General features: G+C 72.4%; 20 protein-coding genes. 6 read left to right on the top strand and 14 right to left on the bottom strand.

The features are described 5' to 3' along the window. Positions 1-24: 24 nt before the first annotated feature. From proC to QCZ28_RS20375, 4 genes are all read right to left on the bottom strand, one after another. Entirely contained in the window at positions 25-843 is an 819-nt protein-coding gene (gene proC / locus QCZ28_RS20390; protein WP_030337752.1) for a pyrroline-5-carboxylate reductase, read from the bottom strand. Between the two features lie 71 nt (positions 844-914). After that, complete coding sequence (locus QCZ28_RS20385; RefSeq protein WP_210866831.1) at positions 915-1,943, bottom strand: 6-phosphofructokinase; 1,029 nt, start codon at positions 1,941-1,943, stop codon at positions 915-917. A 160-nt stretch (positions 1,944-2,103) separates the two neighbouring features. Further along, the gene (locus tag QCZ28_RS20380) at positions 2,104-2,607 is read right to left on the bottom strand and encodes a pyridoxamine 5'-phosphate oxidase family protein (RefSeq protein WP_279518143.1); all 504 of its coding nucleotides are present in this window, start codon (positions 2,605-2,607) and stop codon (positions 2,104-2,106) included. A gap of 76 nt (positions 2,608-2,683) precedes the next feature. Further along, on the bottom strand, positions 2,684-3,181 hold the full coding sequence (locus QCZ28_RS20375; RefSeq protein WP_030337709.1) for a polyadenylate-specific 3'-exoribonuclease AS: 498 nt from the start codon (positions 3,179-3,181) through the stop codon (positions 2,684-2,686). A 259-nt stretch (positions 3,182-3,440) separates the two neighbouring features. Here QCZ28_RS20375 and QCZ28_RS20370 point away from each other — a divergent pair, with 259 nt between their 5' ends. After that, complete coding sequence (locus QCZ28_RS20370; protein WP_030337710.1) at positions 3,441-4,133, top strand: Crp/Fnr family transcriptional regulator; 693 nt, start codon at positions 3,441-3,443, stop codon at positions 4,131-4,133. Between the two features lie 71 nt (positions 4,134-4,204). Here the strand turns inward: QCZ28_RS20370 and QCZ28_RS20365 are convergent, their stop codons facing one another. Beyond that, positions 4,205-4,462 (bottom strand): hypothetical protein, encoded by a 258-nt coding sequence (locus QCZ28_RS20365; protein ID WP_081884176.1) that lies wholly within the window; start codon positions 4,460-4,462, stop codon positions 4,205-4,207. 61 nt (positions 4,463-4,523) lie between these two features. On the opposite strand from QCZ28_RS20365, the gene QCZ28_RS20360 reads away from it, so the two are divergent. Continuing rightward, positions 4,524-8,072: an adenylate/guanylate cyclase domain-containing protein gene (locus tag QCZ28_RS20360; protein WP_279518142.1), complete on the top strand. Its 3,549-nt coding sequence runs from the start codon at positions 4,524-4,526 to the stop codon at positions 8,070-8,072. A 27-nt stretch (positions 8,073-8,099) separates the two neighbouring features. On the opposite strand, the gene QCZ28_RS20355 is transcribed toward QCZ28_RS20360, so the two are convergent. The 3 genes from QCZ28_RS20355 to QCZ28_RS20345 form a co-directional block, all read right to left on the bottom strand. Next, positions 8,100-8,792: a lysophospholipid acyltransferase family protein gene (locus QCZ28_RS20355; protein WP_279518141.1), complete on the bottom strand. Its 693-nt coding sequence runs from the start codon at positions 8,790-8,792 to the stop codon at positions 8,100-8,102. Positions 8,793-8,914: 122 nt separating this feature from the next. Continuing rightward, complete coding sequence (locus QCZ28_RS20350; RefSeq protein ID WP_279518140.1) at positions 8,915-9,376, bottom strand: hypothetical protein; 462 nt, start codon at positions 9,374-9,376, stop codon at positions 8,915-8,917. Positions 9,377-9,385: 9 nt separating this feature from the next. After that, positions 9,386-9,712, bottom strand: coding sequence for a hypothetical protein (locus QCZ28_RS20345; protein ID WP_279518139.1), 327 nt, complete (start codon positions 9,710-9,712; stop codon positions 9,386-9,388). Between the two features lie 279 nt (positions 9,713-9,991). Between QCZ28_RS20345 and QCZ28_RS20340 the strand changes: the two genes are divergently transcribed. Further along, positions 9,992-10,843: a DUF308 domain-containing protein gene (locus QCZ28_RS20340; protein WP_279518138.1), complete on the top strand. Its 852-nt coding sequence runs from the start codon at positions 9,992-9,994 to the stop codon at positions 10,841-10,843. 158 nt (positions 10,844-11,001) lie between these two features. Continuing rightward, on the top strand, positions 11,002-12,498 hold the full coding sequence (locus QCZ28_RS20335; protein WP_279518137.1) for a trehalose-6-phosphate synthase: 1,497 nt from the start codon (positions 11,002-11,004) through the stop codon (positions 12,496-12,498). A 19-nt stretch (positions 12,499-12,517) separates the two neighbouring features. Here QCZ28_RS20335 and QCZ28_RS20330 read toward each other — a convergent pair whose 3' ends face one another. The 6 genes from QCZ28_RS20330 to QCZ28_RS20305 form a co-directional block, all read right to left on the bottom strand. Further along, positions 12,518-13,312 (bottom strand): alpha/beta fold hydrolase, encoded by a 795-nt coding sequence (locus QCZ28_RS20330; protein ID WP_279518208.1) that lies wholly within the window; start codon positions 13,310-13,312, stop codon positions 12,518-12,520. A 55-nt stretch (positions 13,313-13,367) separates the two neighbouring features. Beyond that, a complete protein-coding gene (locus tag QCZ28_RS20325; protein ID WP_279518136.1) occupies positions 13,368-14,774 on the bottom strand; it encodes an NAD(P)-binding domain-containing protein in 1,407 nt (468 codons plus the stop codon). A gap of 117 nt (positions 14,775-14,891) precedes the next feature. Then, positions 14,892-15,599, bottom strand: a complete 708-nt coding sequence (locus tag QCZ28_RS20320; RefSeq protein WP_279518207.1) for an endonuclease/exonuclease/phosphatase family protein — start codon at positions 15,597-15,599, stop codon at positions 14,892-14,894. Continuing rightward, entirely contained in the window at positions 15,596-16,543 is a 948-nt protein-coding gene (locus tag QCZ28_RS20315; protein ID WP_279518135.1) for an ROK family glucokinase, read from the bottom strand. Before QCZ28_RS20315 ends, QCZ28_RS20320 begins: the two co-directional genes overlap by 4 nt. A 78-nt stretch (positions 16,544-16,621) precedes the next feature. After that, positions 16,622-17,326 (bottom strand): hypothetical protein, encoded by a 705-nt coding sequence (locus QCZ28_RS20310; RefSeq protein ID WP_279518134.1) that lies wholly within the window; start codon positions 17,324-17,326, stop codon positions 16,622-16,624. Positions 17,327-17,357: 31 nt separating this feature from the next. Next, the gene (locus tag QCZ28_RS20305; protein ID WP_030337720.1) at positions 17,358-17,813 is read right to left on the bottom strand and encodes an SRPBCC family protein; all 456 of its coding nucleotides are present in this window, start codon (positions 17,811-17,813) and stop codon (positions 17,358-17,360) included. Between the two features lie 118 nt (positions 17,814-17,931). Here QCZ28_RS20305 and QCZ28_RS20300 point away from each other — a divergent pair, with 118 nt between their 5' ends. Both QCZ28_RS20300 and QCZ28_RS20295 read left to right on the top strand, forming a co-directional pair. Further along, positions 17,932-19,746, top strand: a complete 1,815-nt coding sequence (locus QCZ28_RS20300; RefSeq protein WP_279518133.1) for an AMP-dependent synthetase/ligase — start codon at positions 17,932-17,934, stop codon at positions 19,744-19,746. Between the two features lie 14 nt (positions 19,747-19,760). Further along, positions 19,761-21,452, top strand: a complete 1,692-nt coding sequence (locus QCZ28_RS20295; protein WP_279518132.1) for a GAF domain-containing sensor histidine kinase — start codon at positions 19,761-19,763, stop codon at positions 21,450-21,452. The last annotated feature ends 7 nt before the right edge of the window (positions 21,453-21,459 follow it).

Here is a 21,459-nt window from a genome sequence, read left to right as displayed (position 1 = left end):
CTTGGGCGTGACGCGTCCGGACGGTCAGTCGGCCTGTGCCGCGAGCTCGCGCGCCCGATCCCGGGCGGCTTCCAACGCGGCGAGCAGCGCCGCGCGGACGCCGTGCTTCTCCAGCTCGCGGATCGCGGAGATGGTGGTGCCGGCCGGCGAGGTGACCGCCTCGCGCAGCTTGACCGGGTGCTCACCGGAGTCGCGCAGCATCACCGCCGACCCGATCGCGGTCTGCACGATCAACTCGTGCGCCACCTGGCGGGGCAGCCCGAGCAGGATTCCCGCGTCGATCATGGCTTCGACCAGCAGGTAGAAGTAGGCCGGGCCGGAGCCGGAGAGCGCGGTGACCGCGTCCTGCTGCGACTCGGGCACCCGGATCGTCTGGCCGAGCGGCTTGAACATCTCCTCGGCCAACGTCAGGTGCGCCCCGGTGGCGTACGCGCCGGCGGAGATCGCGGTCATCGCCTCGTCGACAAGCGCCGGGGTGTTGGTCATCACCCGCACCACCGGGGTGCCGTCGGGCAGCCGGCGGCTGAAGAAGCTGGTGGGCAAGCCGGCGCAGAGCGAGATGACGAGCTTGTCGGCCGGCACCTTGGGGCCGATCTCGTCGAGCAACGCGGCGGCGTCCTGGGGCTTCACCGAGATCGCGAGCACCGCCGCCTCGTCCACGGCGGTCAGGTTGTCGACCACCCGTACGCCGTAACGGGCTGTCAACTCCTCGGCCCGGGCGGGCCGGCGGGCGGTGGCCAGCAGTCGGTCCACCGGCCATCCCGAGCGCAGCAGCCCGGAGAGCATCAGCTCACCGATCTTGCCCGCGCCGATCACCGCGACCGTGTGCACTCCGGCGGACATGTCGGCCGTACCTCCTCGCGTCGGGTCGCGGCGTGGCGGACCCGCGGGCCCACCACGCCGTCGACGATCGATCAGCTGCCGAAGAAGACCTCGGCCTCGGCGTACCGCTCCAGCGGCACGGTCTTCAGCTCGCGGGTCGCGTCGGCCAGCGGCACCCGGACGATGTCGGTGCTCTGCATCGCGACCATCTTGCCCCAGTCGCCGTCGTTGACGGCGTCGATGGCCTGCAGGCCCAGGCGGGTGGCGAGCACCCGGTCGAAGGCGGTCGGGGTGCCACCGCGCTGGATGTGACCCAGCACCACGGTGCGGGCCTCCTTGCCGGTCTTGGCCTCCAGCTGCTCGGCGAGCCACTGGCCGATGCCGCCGAGGCGGACGTGGCCGAAGGAGTCGAGCTCCTGGTTGGCGAGCACCATCTGGCCGTCCAGCGGCTGGGCGCCCTCGGCGACCACGACGATCGGGGCGTACTGGTGCTGGAAGCGCTTCTCGACGTAGCCGGCCACCTGGTCGACGTCGAACTGACGCTCGGGCAGCAGGATCACGTTGGCGCCGCCGGCCAGGCCGGCGTGCAGGGCGATCCAGCCGGCGTGGCGGCCCATCACCTCGACGACCAGGGTGCGGTGGTGGCTCTCCGCGGTGGTGTGCAGCCGGTCGATGGCCTCCATCGCGATGTTGACAGCGGTGTCGAAGCCGAAGGTGTAGTCGGTGGCGCCGAGGTCGTTGTCGATCGTCTTCGGCACGCCGACGACGTGCACGCCCAGCTCGTAGAGCTTGGTGGCCACGCCGAGGGTGTCCTCGCCGCCGATCGCGATCAGCGCGTCCACGCCCTGGGCGGCGAGGTTGTCCTTGATCCGCTCGACGCCGTTCTCGATTTTGAACGGGTTGGTACGGGACGAGCCGAGGATGGTGCCGCCGCGGGGCAGGATGCCGCGGACGTCGGCGATGTCCAGCGGCCGGGACAGACCCTCCAGCGGGCCCTTCCAGCCGTCCCGGAAGCCCACGAACTCGTGACCGTAAGTGGCGACGCCCTTGCGGACCACCGCCCGGATGACCGCGTTGAGACCGGGGCAGTCGCCGCCGCCGGTGAGCACGCCGATACGCATGATCCGCTCATCCTCCTGGAGCATCAGGTAAAGCCCGATTTGCCCCAGGGTATGTGTCAGGTCAGACCATCGGCGCCGTTGCCGGCCCGGGGCGGGCCGTCACTGCGCACTGTAGTCGGCCTGCCGGTACGACGACAGCGCGCCCCGGCCACCCGCCCGGTCAGTAGGTCACCTCGTGGTTCTCGCCGAGCTCCGGTGGCCGGCCGGTGACCGCGGCCTTCGCGTAGCCGAGCAGGTTCACCACGGTGCTGCTCGGCGAGTCCCAGTACTCGGCGGAGCTGGCGTGCACCTTGATCAACGTCAGCCCGGGGGTGTCCAGCCCGTCGGGGAACCACGCCTTGAGCAGCGGGTTCCACAGCTGCTCGGCGCGGGCCCGGTCGAACCCCTCGGTGGCGGTGCCGGAGATCGACACCCAGGCGTTGCGCCTCTGGTCGGAGAAGGCGATGTTGACCTCCGGGTTCACCCGGATCTGCCGGACCTTGGCGGAGTCGGCGGAGGCGAAGAACCACAACTCACCGTCGAACTCGGCCTCCTGGAGCCCCATCGGCCGGCTCACCAGCCGCCCGTCCAGAGCGGTGGTGGTCAGCATGCAGATCCGCGCGGCACGGGCCAGGCCGGTGACCCGGGCGCGCGCCTCCGCGGCGCTGGTCGGCTGGTCGCTCATGGCAATCTCCCTCGGCTCGGCTGGTCGAACCGTTGCCCGGGACAGAACCGGTCAAACCTACGGCGCGCGGCCACCCTCAGCGGGCGGTCATCGCCCGCCAGCGGGCCAGATTGTGCCGGGCATCGACCAGCGCATCGTGCCGGGCCGCGTCCGCGTCCGGCAGGGGTGGCCTACCCCGGTCGTCCCAGAGCTGCCGCAGTTCCTTGGTGTAACGGGGGATCTCCCGGGGCAGCGCCGGCATCGCACCCCAGAGCTGGGCGAGCACCACGTGGTCGTACGCGGCGAACCAGGCCCACAACTCCAGCTGCTCCCCCGGCCGGTCCCGGATCGGCTCGATGAGGAAGTCGTACAGGTCGTCGCGGATGCGCTCGCGCGAGCGCCAGGCCCGGTCCGCCGGGGAGGGCAGCTTGTCCAGCACGTTGCGGCGGACCCAGGGCACGGCGCGGGAGTCGTCGAACTCGGTGGAGACCGCGTAGAACTCGCGGCCGTACTCGTCGACGACACCGATCGAGACGAGGTCGACCGTCGTGCCGTCCTCGATGAACTCGCAGTCGTAGAAGTAGCGGTAGACCATTCCGGGCATCTTCGCCCACCGCCGCTCCACCGCGCCCGGCGGGGCCCACCCCTGACTGCGGCGACACCGTGTGAACGGCGCGTCGCAGCTCGTGACGGTCACGGAAGTGCTTCGAGGGGTGTACAGCAAGCGACCGGACCGTCATGATCTGATGTGTACCGCTACCGGACGCCGAATCGGTGTCAGTTCACCTTGTCGGGGCCCATCAGGTTCGCCCGGTGAGCGAGTTGTGGTCCATGACCGGGGGAGGGGTTGGGCCGTGGAGGTTCGCCTGCCAGAGCCGGGTGACGCGCTCACGGGTGTTGAGATGTTCGCCGGGCTGGAGCCCGAGGTGCGGCAGCGCGTCATCGCCGCCGCTGTTCCACGTACCTATCGCAAGGGCCAACTGCTCTTCGTGGAGAACGACCCCGGCGAGTCACTGATAGTGCTGCGCCGTGGCGCGGTGGCCGTGTTTCGGACCGCACCCACCGGCGAGCGGGCCGTGCTGTCGGTTATCCGTCCGCCGGATGTGCTCGGCGAAGTCTCCCTGCTCGACGCGTCCACCCGGTCCGCCTCGGCGGAGGCCATCGAGGACTGCGCGGCACTCGCGCTCTCGCGGGGCGCGTTCATGGAGCTGGTGCACTCCAACCCCCGCATCCTGGACGCGGTGATGCGCTCACTGGGCGGGTTGATCCGCCGGCTCACCGAGCAGAACGCCGACCACGTCTTCCTCGACCTGCCCGGTCGGGTGGCGAAGACGCTGGTCCGGCTGGCCGGCGAGAGCCAGGCACCGATGATCACGATCGAGCTCAATCAGAGCCAGCTGGCCGAGATGGCCGGCGGTTCCCGGCAGAGCGTCAACCAGGCGATCGGCTCGTTCGCGAGTCGTGGCTGGCTGCGTACCGAGGGTCGTCGGATCGTGGTGACCGACGTGGCCGCGCTGCGTCGGCGCGCCGGCATGAACGACCGCTGACCGTCGGCCGGCACCGGCCGCACGACAGGTGCGGCCGGCGGACCGGGGGCCCACCGACCGCACCCGGGCGATCAGTTCTCCGTGCTGTCGGCCGGCGGCGCACCCGGCCCCGGACCGATCTTCTTCGGATCGGTCGGCTTACCAGCCGTGGACGTGCTCGACGAGGTGGTCGTGGTCTCCCCCGACCCGCCCGACTGACCCTCAGGCTCTTCCACCATGCCCTGCTCCTCCAGTTCGGCGAGAGTGACGGCATCGACGTCGATCGTGTCGCCCGGGGCCCACTGCGTGCCACCCGGATCGGTCCACGAGGCGGACAATCGTACTTGCACGGCACTCTCCCTGACATGAAACTTCCTGGTACGGAACACTAACCCCGGCCGATCGACGACGTTGCCCGTCCACCCGTCGGTTACCCGACTGGCGGGTCAGCCGCGATACTGGCCCCTCTCGCCCACGGAGCTGAACATCGACCTCAAGTGTGGACACTGCGCCCGCGCGGCCGGGCCAGACGACCGCTTCTGCGGCGGCTGTGGCCAGCCGCTCGGCGTCAACTGTGCGCACTGCGGGCACGCCAACAGCACCGAGGTCAACTTCTGCACCAGCTGCGGTCAGCCGCTGCGCGACCACGTCGTCGTGGTGCAGGAGGACCGGCGTCAGGTCAGCGTCCTGTTTGTCGACATCGTGGACTTCACCAGGTACGCGGAACAGGCCGACCCGGAGCAGGCCCGCAGTCTGCAGCAGACCTACTTCGCCACCGTGCGCCGGATCGTGCACCAGTACGGCGGGGTGGTCGAGAAGTACATCGGTGACGCGGCGATGGCGTTGTTCGGCGCGCCGGTGGCCACCGACAACGACGCGTTGCGGTGTGTCCGCGCCGGCCTGGAGCTGCAGCGGAGCCTGGCCCGTCAGCCCGCCGGTCCGCAGCCGCCGCTGGGCTTCCGGGTCGGCATCGCGACCGGCGAGGCCCTGGTCGACCTCTCCGCCACCCGCGACGGTGGGCAGGCGTTCGTCACCGGAGACGTGGTCAACACGGCCTCCCGGCTGCAGGGGTTCGCCCCACCGGGCGGTGTCGTCGTCGACGAGAGCACCTGGTCGGCCACCCGACACGAGATGGAGTACGCCGACCAGCCACCGGTCACCCTGCGTGGCCGGTCCGCGGTGAGCCGCATCTGGCTGGCCGTCCAGGTCCGACCGCACCGGGACCCGCGCGGCGCCGAGCTGACCCCGATGGTGGACCGGGACCACGAGCGCGGCCTGCTGGTCAACGCGCTGCACCGGATGGTGACCGAGCGGACCTCCCAGTTGGTGACGGTGTTCGGCCCGGCCGGTGTGGGCAAGAGCCGGCTGCTGCGCGAGCTGGCCCGCAACGCCGGCAGCATGCCCGGCCCGCCGGTCACCTGGCTCGTCGGGCAGTGCCCGCCGTTCGGCGAGAACGTCACCTGGGCCGCGCTGTCGGACATCGTGAAGGCCTGGGTGGGCGTGCCGGAGGTCGACGACCCGGCCGCGCTGCGCGAGCGGCTGCGTGCCCGGCTGGCGCAGCTCGCCGACCCGCACGCGACCCGGCTGGCCGAGGCGCTCGGGCCGCTGATCGGCGTACCCGGCGAGCGGCTCACCCCCGGCGAGACCGAGGCGGCCTGGCGGCGCTTCCTGCTCGCCCTGGCCGCCACCGGCCCGACCGTGCTGGCCTTCGAGGACATGCACTGGGCGGACCAGGCGATGCTCGCCTTCGTCGAGCAACTCGGCGCGACGGCGCGCGGCGTACCGCTGCTGGTCGTCGCGACCGCCCGCCCGGAGCTGCGGGAACGCCACCCGGCCTGGACCGGCACGATCAGTGGCGCGATGTCCATCTCGGTGCCGCCGATGCACGACACCGACATCGACACGCTCTACTCGCTGCTCCTCGGGCAGTCGACGCTGCCCTCCACCTCGCGTACCCCGCTGATCGAGTTCGCCGACGGCAACCCGCTCTACGCCCAGGAGTACGCCCGGATGCTGCTGGACGGTGGCCTGCTCGACGGCGTCGACTCGGCCACCCGACCCGACCTCGACGGCGGCCCGGAGATGCCCCGCACCGTGCAGGCGGTCATCGCGAACCGGCTCGACCTGCTGGACCCGGCCGACCGGGCGGTGCTCCAGGCCGCCGCCGTGGTCGGCGTGGTGTTCTGGGCCGCGCCGGTGGCGATGGCGCTGGGGCGGCCGGTGGAGTGGGTCGAGCGTGCGCTGGACCGCCTGCAACGACGCGACCTGGTGTACGAGCAGAGCACGTCGACGATGCCCGGTCAGCCCGAGTACCGGTTCCGGCACATCCTGGTGCGCGACGTCTGCTACCAGCGGCTGCCCCGGGCCGAACGGGTGCTGCGTCACCAACGCACCGCCGACTGGATGGCGCAGCTCACCGACGGCCGGCAGTACGACCTGGCCGAGGTGCTGGCCCACCATCGCTGGGCGGCACACGAGATCGCCCGGACCGTCGGGCTGGACACCGCCCCCTACGCCCCGCCGGCTCGGGCCGCGCTGCACCGGGCCGCCCGCCGGGCGTACGAGCTGCACGCACTGGACACCGCCGCCGCGCTGGTCAGCCGCGCGCTGGCCCTCGACGTCGGGCCGGACCCGGCGTTGGAGCTGTTCGACGCGGAACTGGCGTTCTATCGGGACGGGGACGCCTTCCTGGTGGCGGGGGGCACGGACACCCTCAGCCGGCTGGCCGAGCGGCTCACCGCCGGCGGCGACCGGACGGGGGCGGCGCGCGCCTGGACGCTGCTGGCCACCGCCGCGTGGAGCCGGGCCGACCGTTCGGCGACGTTGCACTGCCTGGACCAGGCGATCGGCATCTACAGCGACCTGCCGGACAGTCAGGAGAAGGCGGGCGCCCTGCTGGAGCTGGCCCGGGTGCACATGCTGAACGCGGAGACCGAGCCGGCGTGCGCGGCGGCGCGGGCGGCAGCGGCCCTCGCCGAGCGGCTCGAGCTGCGCGAGGTCCAGGCCAACGCCCGGATCACCCTGGCCGTGGCGCGCTACCTGGCCGGCTCCGCCGCGGCGTTCCCGGAGCTGGCGGACGTGACCGAGCACTGCCGGGTGGAGCGGCTGACCAGTCGACGGCGGGCGGTGCAGAACCTGGCCTGGGCGTTGCAGGAGGAGGGTGACCTGGCCGGTTCGGCCCGGTTGGTCGACGAGCAGCTCACCCTCGACCTGGGCGGCGAGCACAGCCTGGCCACCAGCTTCGCCGACCAGTGGGCGCGGTCGTACTACGCGGGTGACTGGACGGCGGCGCTGGCGATGGCCGCGGAGTCGACCCGACGACCGACCGCGGAGTGGGATCTGCACATCGTGGCGGTCTCGGGTTGGATGCGCGGGCTGGCCGGAGCCGAGCAGGACGAGGCCGCGGGGCCGGACGGACCGGGCGGGGACCTGGTCGAGCAGGCGCTGGTGGCGGCGCGGCGCAGCGGATTCCACCGGGTGCTGCGCTCCACCCTGGCGCACGCCGCGTTGTGCCGGGCGGTGCAGGGCCGCCGCGACGAGGCGATGGCGCTGCTCACCGAGCTGGACGAGGACTGGCGGCGGACCCGGATGATTCCGTTCGCGGAGTGGGTGCCGACGGTCGGGCACGTCGCCGGGGTGCTCGGCGCGGACGCGGCCCGGCTGGTCCGGCAACTGCTCGACCGGGCGCCCCGGATGACCCCGTGGGCGCACGCCGCCGGTCAGGTCGCCGACGCCACACTGGCCCGGCACGCCGGGGACGCCCCGACCGCGGCGAGCCTGCTGCGGTCGGCGGCGGCCAGCTACGCCCGGATGACCGACGTGACCGACGAGGTCATCACGCTGGCGCTGGCGATCGGCCCGCTGGCCGAGACCGACCCGCCCGCCGCCGCGGCGACCCGGGCCCGTCTGCACGACTTCGCCACCCGCCACCGCGCCCCCCACCTGCTCCGGCTGCCCTGACCATCGACGGGCGCGCAGCGGCGGTGGCTAGGCAGCCAGCGGCGCCGGGACGGGCTCCTTGAGCTTCTGGGCGTAGATGTCGACGTACTCCCGGCCGGAGAGCTCCATCAACTCGTACATGATCTCGTCGGTGACCGCGCGCTCGACGAACCGGTCGCCGGCCAGCCCGGCGTAGCGGGAGAAGTCCAGTGGCGTCCCGAAGCGGATCCGCACCCGGTCGATCTTGGGGATGAGCTTGCCCGGCGGCTGGATCTCGTCGGCGTTGAGCATCGCCACCGGCACCACCACCGCGCCGCTCTCCAGGGCGAGCCGGGCCACCCCGGTCTTGCCCCGGTAGAGCCGCCCGTCCGGGGAGCGGGTGCCCTCGGGGTAGATGCCGGCCACTCCCCCGGCCCGCAGCACCTGCAACTGGGTGTCCAGGGCGGCGCGCGCGGCACGGCCGCCGGAGCGGTCCACCGGGATCGTGCCGGTGCCGACGAAGAACATCTTGGTCAGCCAGCCCTTGATGCCCTTGCCAGTGAAGTATTCGGCCTTGGCGACGAAGGTGACCTTCCGGGCGGTGATCAGCGGTGTGAAGATCGAGTCGGAGAAGGAAAGGTGGTTGCTCGCCAGGATCACCGGGCCGGTCGCCGGCACGTTGTGCAGGCCCTCGACCTGCGGGCGGAAGATCAGCTTGAGCAGCGGACCGAGGATGACGTACTTCAGCAGCCAGTAGAGCACCGGCGTCCTTTCCGTGGTGTGCCCGCGACAGCGCCAGCCGTCGTCGCCGCCGAGCCTACGAAGCGAGCGCTCTCACCACAACGGACGAAACCCGCAGCCGACGCATCGACTTTCGCCCACGCTCACCAACCGAGCGCATTGGCTGCGGTCAGCAGGGCCGCGAGCAGGTAATCGGGCGACCGGGCCAGCATCGCCGCGCGCCACAGCAGGCTCCGCGGGTCCCACCAGCGCTCGGGCAGGTACCAGACCAGCAGCATCTTCGCCGCGTGCACGGCAAACATCCAGAAGGGGAAGAAGATCACCCACTCGCCGATGTCGAACGCCAGGTCTTTGACCCGCTCGTCGGCGAAGACGGACACCGGGACCAGGACGAGCGCCCCGAGGGTGAACATCACCCCGCACAGAACGAACCAGGCCACCGCCCGGGTGAGATGCCGCAGGCAGAGGTCGTCCAGGTCGTCCCCCGGCAGGCTCGCGTGCTCGATCACCTCGGCGCGGCGCTCCTCGGGCGTCTCGCCGTCGGCGTCGACGACCTTCGCGACGGGACCGGCCAGCCAGCGGGTGATGCCCAGCCCCAGATCCATCCCAACCCCTCAAGGCGCGGTTGGCTCCTCGCCCTGCCCCTTCTTCCACTGTAGGTATTCGCGGTACCGTTCCTCGTCCCGCCTACGCATGCGTCGGTGCAGCACCCGGGAGGCGACCAGGAGCACCGCGCCACCGCCCAGCATCAGGAAGCCGAGGGTACGGTCGCCGGGCTGCACCGGGCCCACGCCGAACAGGAACCCCAGCAGGGTCGAGCCGAGGCCCAGATACAGCGTGATCCCGGGTGCCGTCTGCCGGTATTCGAGGTGGTGGCGATCGGCGAAGCTCTGGAACCGCCGGGGTGGGATGTCCACCTCCTCGTACTCGCCATCGGCCATGTGTGCCCCTTCGCTCGCGATCGTCGGCTGGTCCACCGGAGCGCCGCTCGGGCGTCCCGTCGCCCTGCTCACAACGATCACCGAGATCGCACTCGTCGCGCAAGAACGGACAAAGAGCCCCCGCCGTGACCAGCGGCAGGGGCTCTGACTTTGGAAGACGCGACACAACGCACTCCCGGAACCATGCCCTGACGTGTCACGATTCAGAGCACGGCGTGCGGACGGGCGCCGAAGGGCAGCGGTGGCCGCGCCGGAAGGCGCGTTAAGGGGGATGTCCGGGTGTCAGCGGGTGGGGCCCGCCGGGGACGGCGGGACAACGGGCTCGACGCGAACGAGTACGCCGTCGTCGGCGACGTCGATCCGCGCGTCGGTGAGCACCTGCTCGACGTGCTGGCCGCCGGTGGGATCGCCGCCTACCTCCAGCCCTCCGCCGACCTCAACCCGGTCACCCGCACCACCACCGTGCCGGCCCGACCGGTCGACCGGCTCTACGTCGACCGCTCGCACCTGACCACCGCACGGGACTACCTGACCCAGCTCGCCGACGAGACCGCCGTGGAGCAGCCGCCGGCCCGCGACGAACCGGACATCGACGCCGAGTGGGCGCGGATCGTGGAGGGCTTCCACACCACCTCCGCACCCGGTGACCACCCGTGGCCTGCCTCCGAGGACGTGGAGGAACGGGACACCCGGGACGAGCCGACCCCCGGGTCGCTGACCCGCTCCAGCACCGACGAGCCCGGTCCGACCGCCACGGACGTTCGCCGGCTCCCGTCCGCCACCGACATCTCCGGGATCTCCGTGGGGCGCGGCACCCGACCGGACGAGCCCTCGCTGCTCGACGGGCTGGACACCTTCGGCGCCGACCTGCCCGACGACGATGACGACGAGGGCTACCACCCGCCACCACCGCCGCCGCTGCCACGGGTCAGCAAGTACGCGGTGATCGGCGTGCTCGGGGTGGTCGTCGGGTTCGTGCTGTTCCTCTTCCCGTGGCTGCTCCCGATCGACCGCTCGGCGGTCACGCTGTTCGGGTTCACCGGCATCCTGGCCGGTTTCGTCACGTTGGTCTGGCGGCTGCGCCCCGGCGACGAGGACGACGACGACCCGGACAACGGCGCCGTCGTCTGACGTCGGCCCGCATCCCGGGACAGCAGCGCCCCGCCGGTCGCGTAACAGTGGTGTAACTTACTGTCAGTAGGAATACCGCTGTACGTCACTTCCCCCGCTGACTGACCGGTTTTCCCTTGCTCGCGGCGGTCAGTCCTCTGCTGATCGGAATGCCCGAGATGCGACAGAGTTCTCTCGTGGTGGTCGCCAACCGCCTCCCCATCGACGACAATCAGGCGCCCGACGGCGCCTGCGAGTGGCGGCGCAGCCCCGGCGGGCTGGTCAGCGCACTGCACCCGCTCCTGCGACACACCCCGGCGACCTGGGTCGGTTGGGCCGGCGGCACCGGGCCGGCCCCCTCCCTGCCGGACGTCGACGGCGTGCGGATGCACACCGTCGCGCTCAGCCCGGAAGACCTGCGCGACCACTACGAGGGGTTCGCCAACGCCACCCTCTGGCCGCTCTACCACGACTCGGTGGAGCAGCCGCAGCACCACCGCCGGTGGTGGGAGGCGTACCAGCGGGTCAACCAGCGCTTCGCCGAGGCGACAGCGGAGGTGGCCGAGCCGGGCGCGGTGGTCTGGGTGCAGGATTACCACCTGCAACTGGTCCCCGGTCAGCTGCGCGCGCTCCGCCCGGACCTGCGCATCGGGTTCTTCCTGCACGTGCCGTTCCCGCCGCCGGAGCTTTTCATGCAACTGCCCCGCAGGGCGGAACTGCTGCGCGGCATGCTCGGGGCCGACCTGGTCGGCTTCCAGCGCGTGCAGGCGGCGCACAACTTCGCCCAACTGGTGACCCGGGTGCTGGAACTGCCCGCCACCGACCGGCGGATCGGCATCGACGACCGGGTCGTCCGCATCGGCGCGTTCCCGGTCTCCATCGACACCGCCGAGATGGCCGCGCTGGCCGACCGCCCGGACGTGGCCGCGCGGGCCCACCGGCTCCGACAGGACCTCGGCGATCCCCGGCAGGTCATCCTCAGCGTCGACCGGATGGACTACACCAAGGGCATCGAGCAGCGCCTCAAGGCGTACAGCGAGTTGCTCGCCAGCGGCGACGTCAAGGTCCGCGACACGGTGCTCGTGCAGGTCGCCATGCCGAGCCGGGAACGCGTCGGCCAGTACCAGATCCTGCGCGAACGCATCGAACGCGAGGTCGGCCGGATCAACGGCGAGTTCGGCCGGGTCGGCGAGCCGGCGATCCACTACCTCACCCAGCCCTTCGACCGCGCCGAGCTGGCCGCGCTCTACCGGGTCGCCGACGTGATGGCGGTGACCCCGCTGCGCGACGGAATGAACCTGGTCGCCAAGGAGTACGTGGCCGCACGGGTCGACGACACCGGTGCCCTGCTGCTCAGCGAGTTCGCCGGCACCGCCGCCGAGCTGTCCCAGGCGTACCTCGTCAACCCGCACGACCTGGAAGGGCTCAAGCAGGGCCTGCGGGCGGCGCTGCGGGCCAGCCCGGCCGACACCACCGGGCGGATGCGCGCCATGCGCGCCCACCTGCACCAGCACGACATCCGGGCCTGGGCCCGCTCCTACCTGCGCGCCCTCGACGAGGGCGGCGCCCTGATCAGCCGTCTGACCAGCACCGACACCGGCGCCGACGGCACCGCGCGGGTGCCCCGGCCGGCCACCCCGACCGGCAGCCCGGCCGTCCACCAGGGCGGCACCTGAGCACTGTCGGCCCGGCCGCTCAGTGCGCCGTGGGCTCCTTCTCCAACCAGTCCAGGATCGCGTCGATCGGCTCCGCCCACCGCACGTCCACCATCAGGTCGTGGCCCATCCCGGGAAAGAGCAGCGGGGCCGACCCGTACCGCCGGGCCACCCGGGTCAACGTCGATGCCGGCACCACCCGGTCGTCCGGGCTGCCCAGCACCAGCACCGGGGGCGCGCCCACGGCCGGCTCCGCCTCCGGCGCGCCCAGCAGCGCCCACTGCGCCCGCCGACCCGCCCGACCGAGGCGTCCGACGTAGCGCCGGGCCTCCTCGTCGGGCAACTCGCTACTGAACAGCTGCCGCCGGTTGAGCCGCAGCGGCCCGCCGAACACCGCCGGCAGCGTCCCGGCGGGGTTGCGGCGCAACGCCGCGCCCAGCAGACCCCAACCGCCGAAGACCGGCGCCACCAGCACCGCGCCCCGCGCCGGGTAGCGGGCCAACGCGTGCGCCACCACCAGGGCCCCGGCGCCGTGCCCCACCAGCACCGCCTGCCGCGGCAGGCTCGCCGCCACCTGGACCACATCGTGGGCGTACGCCCGCAGCGTCGCCTCCGGCGCCGGCTCGCTGCCACCGTGCCCGCGCAGGCTCACCGCGTACGCCGGGAACCCCCGCGACGCGGCGTGACCCAACCAGTGCTCGGCGAACGCCCACGCGCCGTGCCCGAACCCGGGAACGAAGAGCAGCGGCGGACGCCCCTCCTCCAGCTCGGGGATCGCGCTGAGCACCTCCCGCCGGGCCGGCCGGACCGGGCGCGACCACTCCCGGCCCCGCATGATCCGCAGCTCGCTCACTGGTCTGCCTTTCGTTCGCGACGATGCGGCTGGTGGCTCACTTGCCCTCCAGCTCGACCAGGGCGCGCTGGACGGCGCGCAGGTAGTCGGCGTGCCCGACCTCGAACCAGTGCCGGCTGCTCTCCTTGACCGGCCCGGAGTACCGCTCCCCGGCCCGCTCCCGCACCCGGGACGCGAACGCGGCGGCGCGTTCCGGCCGGTCCCGACGGGCCCGCAGCAGCCGGGCGAAGAGCACCGTCTGCCAGTGCGACAGGGTGAACAGCCCGGAGTCCGGTTGCAGCAGCCCGGCGACGGCCAGGGTGGGATGCCCCGGGGTGAACGCGTTGAGCCACAACGTGGGCCGACCCGCCCCCGCGCTGTCACCGAACACCGACGCGTCGAGGAACTCGAAACGCGGCAGGTAACCGGTGGCGAAGACGACCACCTCGGGGTCGATCTCGCGGCCGTCGGCCAGCTCCACCGCGTACGGGTGGAACCGGGCGACGTCCGGCACCGGGCCGATCCCGCCGTGGCCCACGTAGTAGACGAGCTGACTGTTCGCGATCGGGTGTGTCTCGTACACCCGGTGGTCGGGCTTGGGCAGACCGAAGCGGGTCAGGTCACCGACGGTCAGCCGCAGCGTCCAGTGGTAGAGCCACTGCCGTACCCGCAGCGGCACCCGCAGCGCCAACAGGGTGTCGTTGACCTGGTCGGCGGGGCGACCGAGGACGTACTTCGGCGCGTACCAGTAGCCGCGCCGGGTGGAGTGCCAGCAGCGCGACGCCTGCTGGGCGGCCTCGACGGCGATGTCGCAACCGGTGTTGCCGGCGCCGACCACCAGCACCCGCTTGCCGCGCAGCTGCGCCGGGTCCTTGTAGGACGAGGCGTGCATGACCTCGCCACGGAACTGTTCCAGGCCCTCGTAGCGGGGCAGCTTCGGCGACCAGTTGTGGCCGTTGGCGATCACCACGGCGGCGTACCGGGCGGTGCGCTCCGGGCCGTACCCGCCGGTGGAGCGGGTGGTCACGTCCCACCGATCCCCCTCGACGGGCTGGACCCGGACCACCTCGGTACCGAACCAGATGTGCGAGCGCAGGTCGAAGTGGTCGGCGTACCGCTCGAAGTACGACAGCACCTGACCGTGGTGCGGATAGTCCGGCCAGGAGTCCGGCATCGGGAAGTCGGGGAACTGGGTGAACGGCTTCGACGAGATCAGGTGGGTGCTGGCGTACACCGGGCTGCGGTCGTGCCGCCAGTTCCAGGCGCCGCCGACGCCCGTCTCCCGCTCGTAGCAGTCCACGCCGAACCCGTGCTCGCGCAGGTTCTTGATGGCGGTCAGCCCGCTGGCCCCGGCCCCGATGACGCAGACCGTGTCGCCCCGGTCGGAGACCGGGCGGCCGTCGCTGTTCGCCGCGGGCGAGGTCGCCTCCGGGTCGGGCCGGCCGTGGTCGGTGGAGGTGGACACCGGGGACATCTCCTTTTGGTACGGCAGGCGTGCCGGTCGCCGCGAAATCCTCTCCACAACCGGGCCGGATGTCCAGTCCTGGAGCGCACGCGTCGACGCGCGGGCCGGGTTCGGAGGTCAGCCGGTGGTGGGCAGGAGCAGGTCGACCAGGACCGGGAAGTGGTCGCTGGCCCGCCGGGTCTGCGGGGTGTCCACCACGTCGTAGTCGACCACCGTGATCCGTGGGTCGACGAAGAGCGCGTCGATGCGTCGGCGCGGGTCGGCGCACGAGTAGGTGAGCCGTTCGGCCCGGTCGGCCGCCACCGCGGCGTCGGTCAACCCGCGCGACACGGTGGCCCAGGCGGGCCCGTCCGGGCCCTCGTTGAGGTCCGCGCCGGCCAGCAACGGGCTGGTCGCCGCGTCCAGGCCACGCTTGAACTCGGCGGCCTGGGAGGGCCGCTCGGCCGGGTCGGTGGACAGATGCGAGCCGGCGACGGTGAACTGGGCGTCGCCGACCCGGCAGTCGGCGTACGCGGCGCCGCGCAGGTGCCGGCCGGGGGTCAGCGGGAAGCGCTGGCAGCGGGTGCCACGCACCTGCACCCGCAGGCTGGTCAGCAGCAGGTTGCCCAGGGCGGGCAGCCCACCGGCGGCCACCACCAGACCGAACGACTCGGCCAACGTGGCGGACTTCTGCCGCCACCGGAACCGGCGCGGCCCCTCCTGCACGATCACCACGTCCGGCTTCGCGGCCCGGACCACCGCCGCCAGCGCGGCGGTGTCGTCGCGCTGGCTGTGGATGTTGTACGACACCACGCGCAGCGGCACGCCCATCCCGGCCCGCCTCAGATCCGGCGGGCCAGGTCGGCCGCGCCGATCACCCCGGCGCTGTTGCCCAGCTCCGCCGGGAGCACCTCGGCCACCGGCAGGCGACCGCGCTGGGCGAGCGCGTCGAGGTACGAGCGGCGGGTGGGCCCGAGCAGCAGGTCGCCGGCGTCGATCACGCCGCCGCCGACGACGAGGGTCTGCGGGTCGAGGATCTGCGCCATGTCGGCGAGGCTGGTGCCCAGCCACCGGCCGATCTGGGCGAACGCCTCGGCGGAGACCGGGTCGCCGCCCTGGGCGGCGGTGGTCACCATCGGGCCGGTGATCGCCTCGGCCTCACCGCCGGCCAGCTTCAGCAGGGCGGTGGCCCGGTTGGGCTCCTGCCGGGCGCCGGCCCGGGCGAACCGGACCAGGGCGCTGCCGCTGGCGTACTGCTCGATGCAGCCCAACCGGCCGCAACCGCACTGGTGCCCGTCCGGTACGGCCAGCATGTGGCCCAGCTCCGCGGCGATGCCGTGCGCGCCGCGCATCAGATCGCCGCCGAGGACGATGCCGCCGCCCACACCGGTGCCGATGGTGAACATGATCATCGAGTCGTCGGCGTCGCGGGCCGCGCCGTAGCGGAACTCGGCCCACGCGGCGACGTTCCCGTCGTTCTCCACGATCACGGGCAGACCGACGGCCTCGCTGACGTACTCGCGCAGCGGTTCGTCCCGCCAGGCCAGGTTGGGGGCGAAGAGCACTGTCGAACGGCCGGCGTCGATCCAACCGGCCGCGCCGATGCCGACGGCCTCGATGCTCCGCCCGGTGGCCAGCTCGGCGACCAGCTCGATGATGACGTCGCGGGTCTTGGCGACGTCATCGGCGGGAGTGTCCCGTCGGGTCTGCACGAGCACCTGGCCGGTGTCGTCCACGACACCGCCGGCCACCTTCGTGCCACCGACGTCGACTCCGATGGTCAGCGTCACCGCTGCCGCCCCCCTCTGCTGTGCTGTCCGGCCCAGGTTCCGGCCCAGTGCCGGTCCGGGTCGGAAAATGTCCCGCGCTCAGGCGCCGTCGCCCGATGCTTCCGCGTCGGCGTCGTCGGGCACCCGCGAGGCGGGCACCACGGGACGGGTGGTCGGTGCCGGTACGGTCGCCGACCCGGCCTCGTCGACGGGTGGTACGGCGGCCGGGGCGAGTGGGTCCGCCGTCCGGGTGGCGACCGACCAGACATCCCGCTCCGGCGCCGGCTGAGAATCATGCCCGGTACGGGTGGCATCGCGCCACACGTGGTCGTCGCCGGCCCCCGGGGACGGGGTGCTCGGGGGTGGCTCGGCGGGCACGTCGTCGGTGGTCGCGGCGGGTGCCGGCGACGGCGCGGCGGTCGGTTCGGCGGCCGGCCCGGTGGGGCTCGGTTCGGACGGTTCCGCCGGGGAGAACGCGCGGAGCAGGCTGGCCACGCCCGCGGCGAGGTCACCGGCGCCGGTGGCGAGGCGTTCGGCGAAATCCGGACTCGGGTCCCGCAACGCGGCTATGCCCCGACAGACCGGGCAGACGCAGCATTCGGCCGAACCGGTGGCGAAAGCACCACCGGCGCCGGAGCGCCCGTCGGGCCCCGCGCTGTGACCGAGGACACCGGACACCATCGCACCCAGCGAGCCGAACGCGCCGCCCGCCGAGCCGGCGGAGGCCAGTCGTGCCCCCGCCAGCAGGGTGGCGACCAGCCGCTCCGCCTCTTCCCGGGCCGAACCCGGATCCGTTCCGCCCACCGTCGGCTCCTCTACCGTGCCACCGGACACGTCACTGCGCCGCACCGGTTGCTTCTACCCGGCGCTTGAGCTGCTTCAACGCGGTGTCCATGATCATCTTTTCGGCTTTGCGCCGAAACATCCCGAGCATTCCGACCGACAGCTCGACCTCCAGCGTGTAGGTCACCGTGGTGCTGCCGTCCGGGTTACCCACCAGGTCGTACGAACCGTGCTGGGCCTTCTGCATCTTCGAGGGGGCGACCAGGTGCCACTCGATCCGGGACAGGTCCTCGGCGTACTCGTAGGCGAGCACGTATTCGTCGGCCATCACCCCGGCGTCGATGGTGAAATGCACCTGACTGGCGTACCCGTCCTCGTACTCCTCGACGACCTCGGCGCGACGCACCGCGTCGGTCCACTCCGGGTAGCGCGCGAAGTCGCAGATGACCGCCGTCACCCGATCCGGTGCGGCGCCGATGATGATCGACTGGGTGGAGGAGTCCGCCATGTGGGGAGGCTACCCGCCTCCTGCCTGTGCCACCCCGACCGCCCGCCGGGTAGGTTTCGACACAACCGACGCCCCCGGCGACGACCAGCCCGACCAGTGCGAGCACGAAGGAGTGCAGGTGCGCGAGTTCTCCGTCCCGCCGATCGTCACCGTTGGCGACGCGGCCAACCTCACCGATCCGGTCTGGGACAACGCCGACGTCGCGCCCGACACCGTCCAGTTCGCCCGCCCGGTCCCGAGCGCCGACGGCACCGTCACCGCCTGGACCGAGGTGACCTGCCTCCAGTTCCGCGACGAGGTCACCGCCGTGGCCCGCGGGCTGATCGCCGCCGGCATCGAGCCAGGCGTCCGGGTCGGGCTGATGAGCCGCACCCGCTACGAGTGGACCCTGCTGGACTACGCCATCTGGGCCGTCGGCGCGGTGACCGTGCCGATCTACGAGACGTCCAGCGCCGAGCAGGCCGCGTGGATCCTCGAGGACTCCAACGCGGTCGCCGTCGTGGTCGAGACCGAGGCGCACGCCGCCCTGGTCGCCGGGGTCCGGCACCGGCTGCCCGAGCTGGGCCAGGTCTGGCAGATCGACACCGGCGGGGTCGACGAGCTGGTCACCACCGGCGCCGCTGTCGAGCTGGCCGAGGTCGAGCGGCGGCGCAGGACCGTACGCGCCGACGACCTGGCGACGATCATCTACACCAGCGGCACCACCGGCCGCCCCAAGGGCTGCGTGCTCAGCCACCGCAACATGTACGCCGACATCGCCAACGCGGTGCCGGTGCTGCCGAACCTGTTCAACACCGGCGCGAGCACCCTGCTCTTCCTTCCTCTGGCGCACGCGTTCGCCCGCCTCATCCAGATCGGCGTCGTGCAGGCGCGGGCCACCATGGCGCACTGCGCCGACACCAAGAACCTGGTCGCCGAGCTGCAGGCGTTCCGGCCGACCTTCGTGCTCTCCGTACCCCGGGTGTTCGAGAAGGTCTACAACGCCGCCAAGCAGAAGGCCGAGGCGGACGGCAAGGGTGGCATCTTCGCCCGCGCCGAGCAGGTCGCCATCGCGTACAGCGAGGCGCTGGAGACCCCGGGCGGACCCGGCCTGGCGCTGCGCGCCCAGCACGTGGTCTTCGACCAGCTGGTCTACCGCAAGCTGCGCGCCGCGCTCGGCGGACGGTGCCGGGACGCGATCTCCGGCGGCGCGCCACTCGGCGCCCGGCTCGGCCACTTCTTCCGCGGTATCGGCGTGACGGTCCTGGAGGGCTACGGCCTCACCGAGACCTCGCCCGCCGCCGCCGCGAACCTGCCCACCGGCACCCGGATCGGCACTGTCGGCCGCCCCCTGCCCGGCGTGACAGTGCGGATCGAGGATGACGGCGAGATCCTGATCTCCGGCGAGTTGATCTTCCAGGGCTACTGGCGCAACGAGACGGCGACCGCCGAGACGATCAGTGCCGACGGCTGGTTCCGCACCGGCGACCTGGGCCAGCTCGACTCCGACGGCTACCTGAGCATCACCGGCCGCAAGAAGGAGCTGATCGTCACCGCTGGCGGCAAGAACGTCGCCCCGGCGGTGCTGGAGGACCTGGTTCGGGCGCACCCGTTGATCAGCCAGTGTGTCGTGGTGGGCGACGGGAAGCCGTTCATCGCGGCGCTCGTCACCATCGACGAGGAGGCGCTGCCGGCCTGGCTGGAGAGCACCGGGATGCCCCGCGACACCCCCGTCGAGCAGCTGCGCGAGCACGAGGGGCTCCGTAAGGAGATCCAGACCGCGATCGACGTCGCCAACCAGGCCGTGTCGAAGGCCGAAGCGATCAAGGTGTTCCGGGTCCTGCCCCAGGACTTCACGGAGACGACCGGCGAGCTGACCCCGTCGCTCAAGGTCAAGCGCCAGGTTGTCCACAAGACGTACGCGGCGGAGATCGCCGATATCTACCGAGGCTGACTACCATCCGTCACGTGCCCGCATCCACAGTCACCGCACCGCACCCGCATCCCCTCGCCGCGGCCGCCCGCCTGGTGATGCTGGCGCTGATCGCCGTCCTGACCCTGTTCGCCACCCGCGACGTCGCCCAGCTCTGGTGGATCGTGTTGCTGGCGGTGGCCGGGCTGCCGTCGCTGCTGGCACCGCAGCACCGGCTGGTCGGCCCGGTGAGCCGGGTGGCGGAGGTGGTGGTGCTGGGGCTGGCCGCGAGCCACGTCGCCGCGGTGGCGTCCATCGGCGGCACTGTCGACGGCCTGGGCGCGTCGGCGGTGCTGCCCTACCTGGCCGTCCCGGTGACCGTCACCGCGCTGCGCCGCCGCTTCCGCGAGGGCGCCGCCCTGCTCGTGGTCACCGCCGTCACCCTGCTGGTCAGCGGCGCGCTGACCAGCGTCGACGGTGGCTCTCAGCTCGGCCAGCCCGGTTACCTCGCGGTCTGCGCGCAGTGGCTGATCCTGGCGGTGCTGGGGCTCTACGCCGCCGGCACGCTGCACCGGGTGATGGCGGTCCGCGGCGAGGGCAAACCCCAGCCGTACGCCGAGGCCACCCGGCTGCTGACCCAGCTGCGGACGGTGGCCCGGCAACTGCCCGGGGCGACCCTGGACCCGGGTGGGATCTCGGAGCACCTGCTGGAGGAGTTGCGGACGGTGGCCCGCGCGGACCGGGGCGCGGTGCTGTCGGCCAGCGGCGGCGGTCGGCTCGTGGTGCTCGCCCAGGCCGGCGTCGACCGGGTGGACTGGGAGACGACGCTGGACGCCGACTCGGCGATCGCCGACGCCTGGGCCACCCAGCAGGCCACCACCGCCGCCCGGTCCCAGTCCCGCTCGCACCGTGGCGGCGACGTGTCCGCGTTGATCATTCCGCTGGTCGCCGGGGTGCGCACGGTGGGGCTGGTGGTGCTGGAGGCCGACGCCGCGCAGGCGTACCCGCCGCCGGTGGTGTCCCGGGTGACCGCGCTGACCCGCCCGGCCGCGCTGCGGCTGGAGGCGGCGCTGCTCTTCGACGAGGTGCGCTCGCTGGCCACCAACGAGGAGCGGCAGCGGCTGGCCCGGGAGATCCACGACGGGGTGGCGCAGGAGCTGGTGATGGTCGGCTACGGCATCGACAACGCCCTGGCCACCGTCTTCGACGACGCCGACGAGACCGCCGAGTCCCTGCGGATGCTGCGCGGCGAGGTGACCCGGGTGATCCAGGAACTGCGGCTGAGCCTCTTCGAGCTGCGCAGCGAGGTGGACCGGCAGGGCGGGTTGGCAGCGGCCATCGCGGAGTACGCGCGAACCGTCGGCGCGTCCGGCGGGCTGCGCGTGCACCTCTCGCTGGACGAGTCCACCGCCCGGCTCCCGGCCGCCACCGAGGCCGAGCTGCTGCGCATCGCGCAGGAGGCGGTGACCAACGCGCGCAAGCATGCCGGGGCGTCGAATTTGTGGGTCACCTGTGAGGTCGACCCCCCGTACGCGCAAATAGAAGTGTCGGATGACGGTCAGGGGATGGCTGACCAGCGCCCCGACGGGCGGTACGGTCTTGCGATCATGGCCGAGAGGGCGGAACGTATCCGGGGCCGGTTGGAGATCAGGCCGCGGCAACCCAGCGGCACGACCGTGGCGGTGGTTCTCGGCACCTCGGCCCGGCGCGATAACGTGCGCGGCAGCGCAGCACCAGAAGGGGAGTAACCCGAGG

Source organism: Micromonospora sp. DH14, assembly GCF_029809455.1.
GTDB classification, from domain to species: domain Bacteria; phylum Actinomycetota; class Actinomycetes; order Mycobacteriales; family Micromonosporaceae; genus Micromonospora; species Micromonospora parva.
The sequence above is the reverse complement of the archived record's forward strand: the minus strand, read 5'-3'. Positions and strand labels throughout refer to the sequence as shown.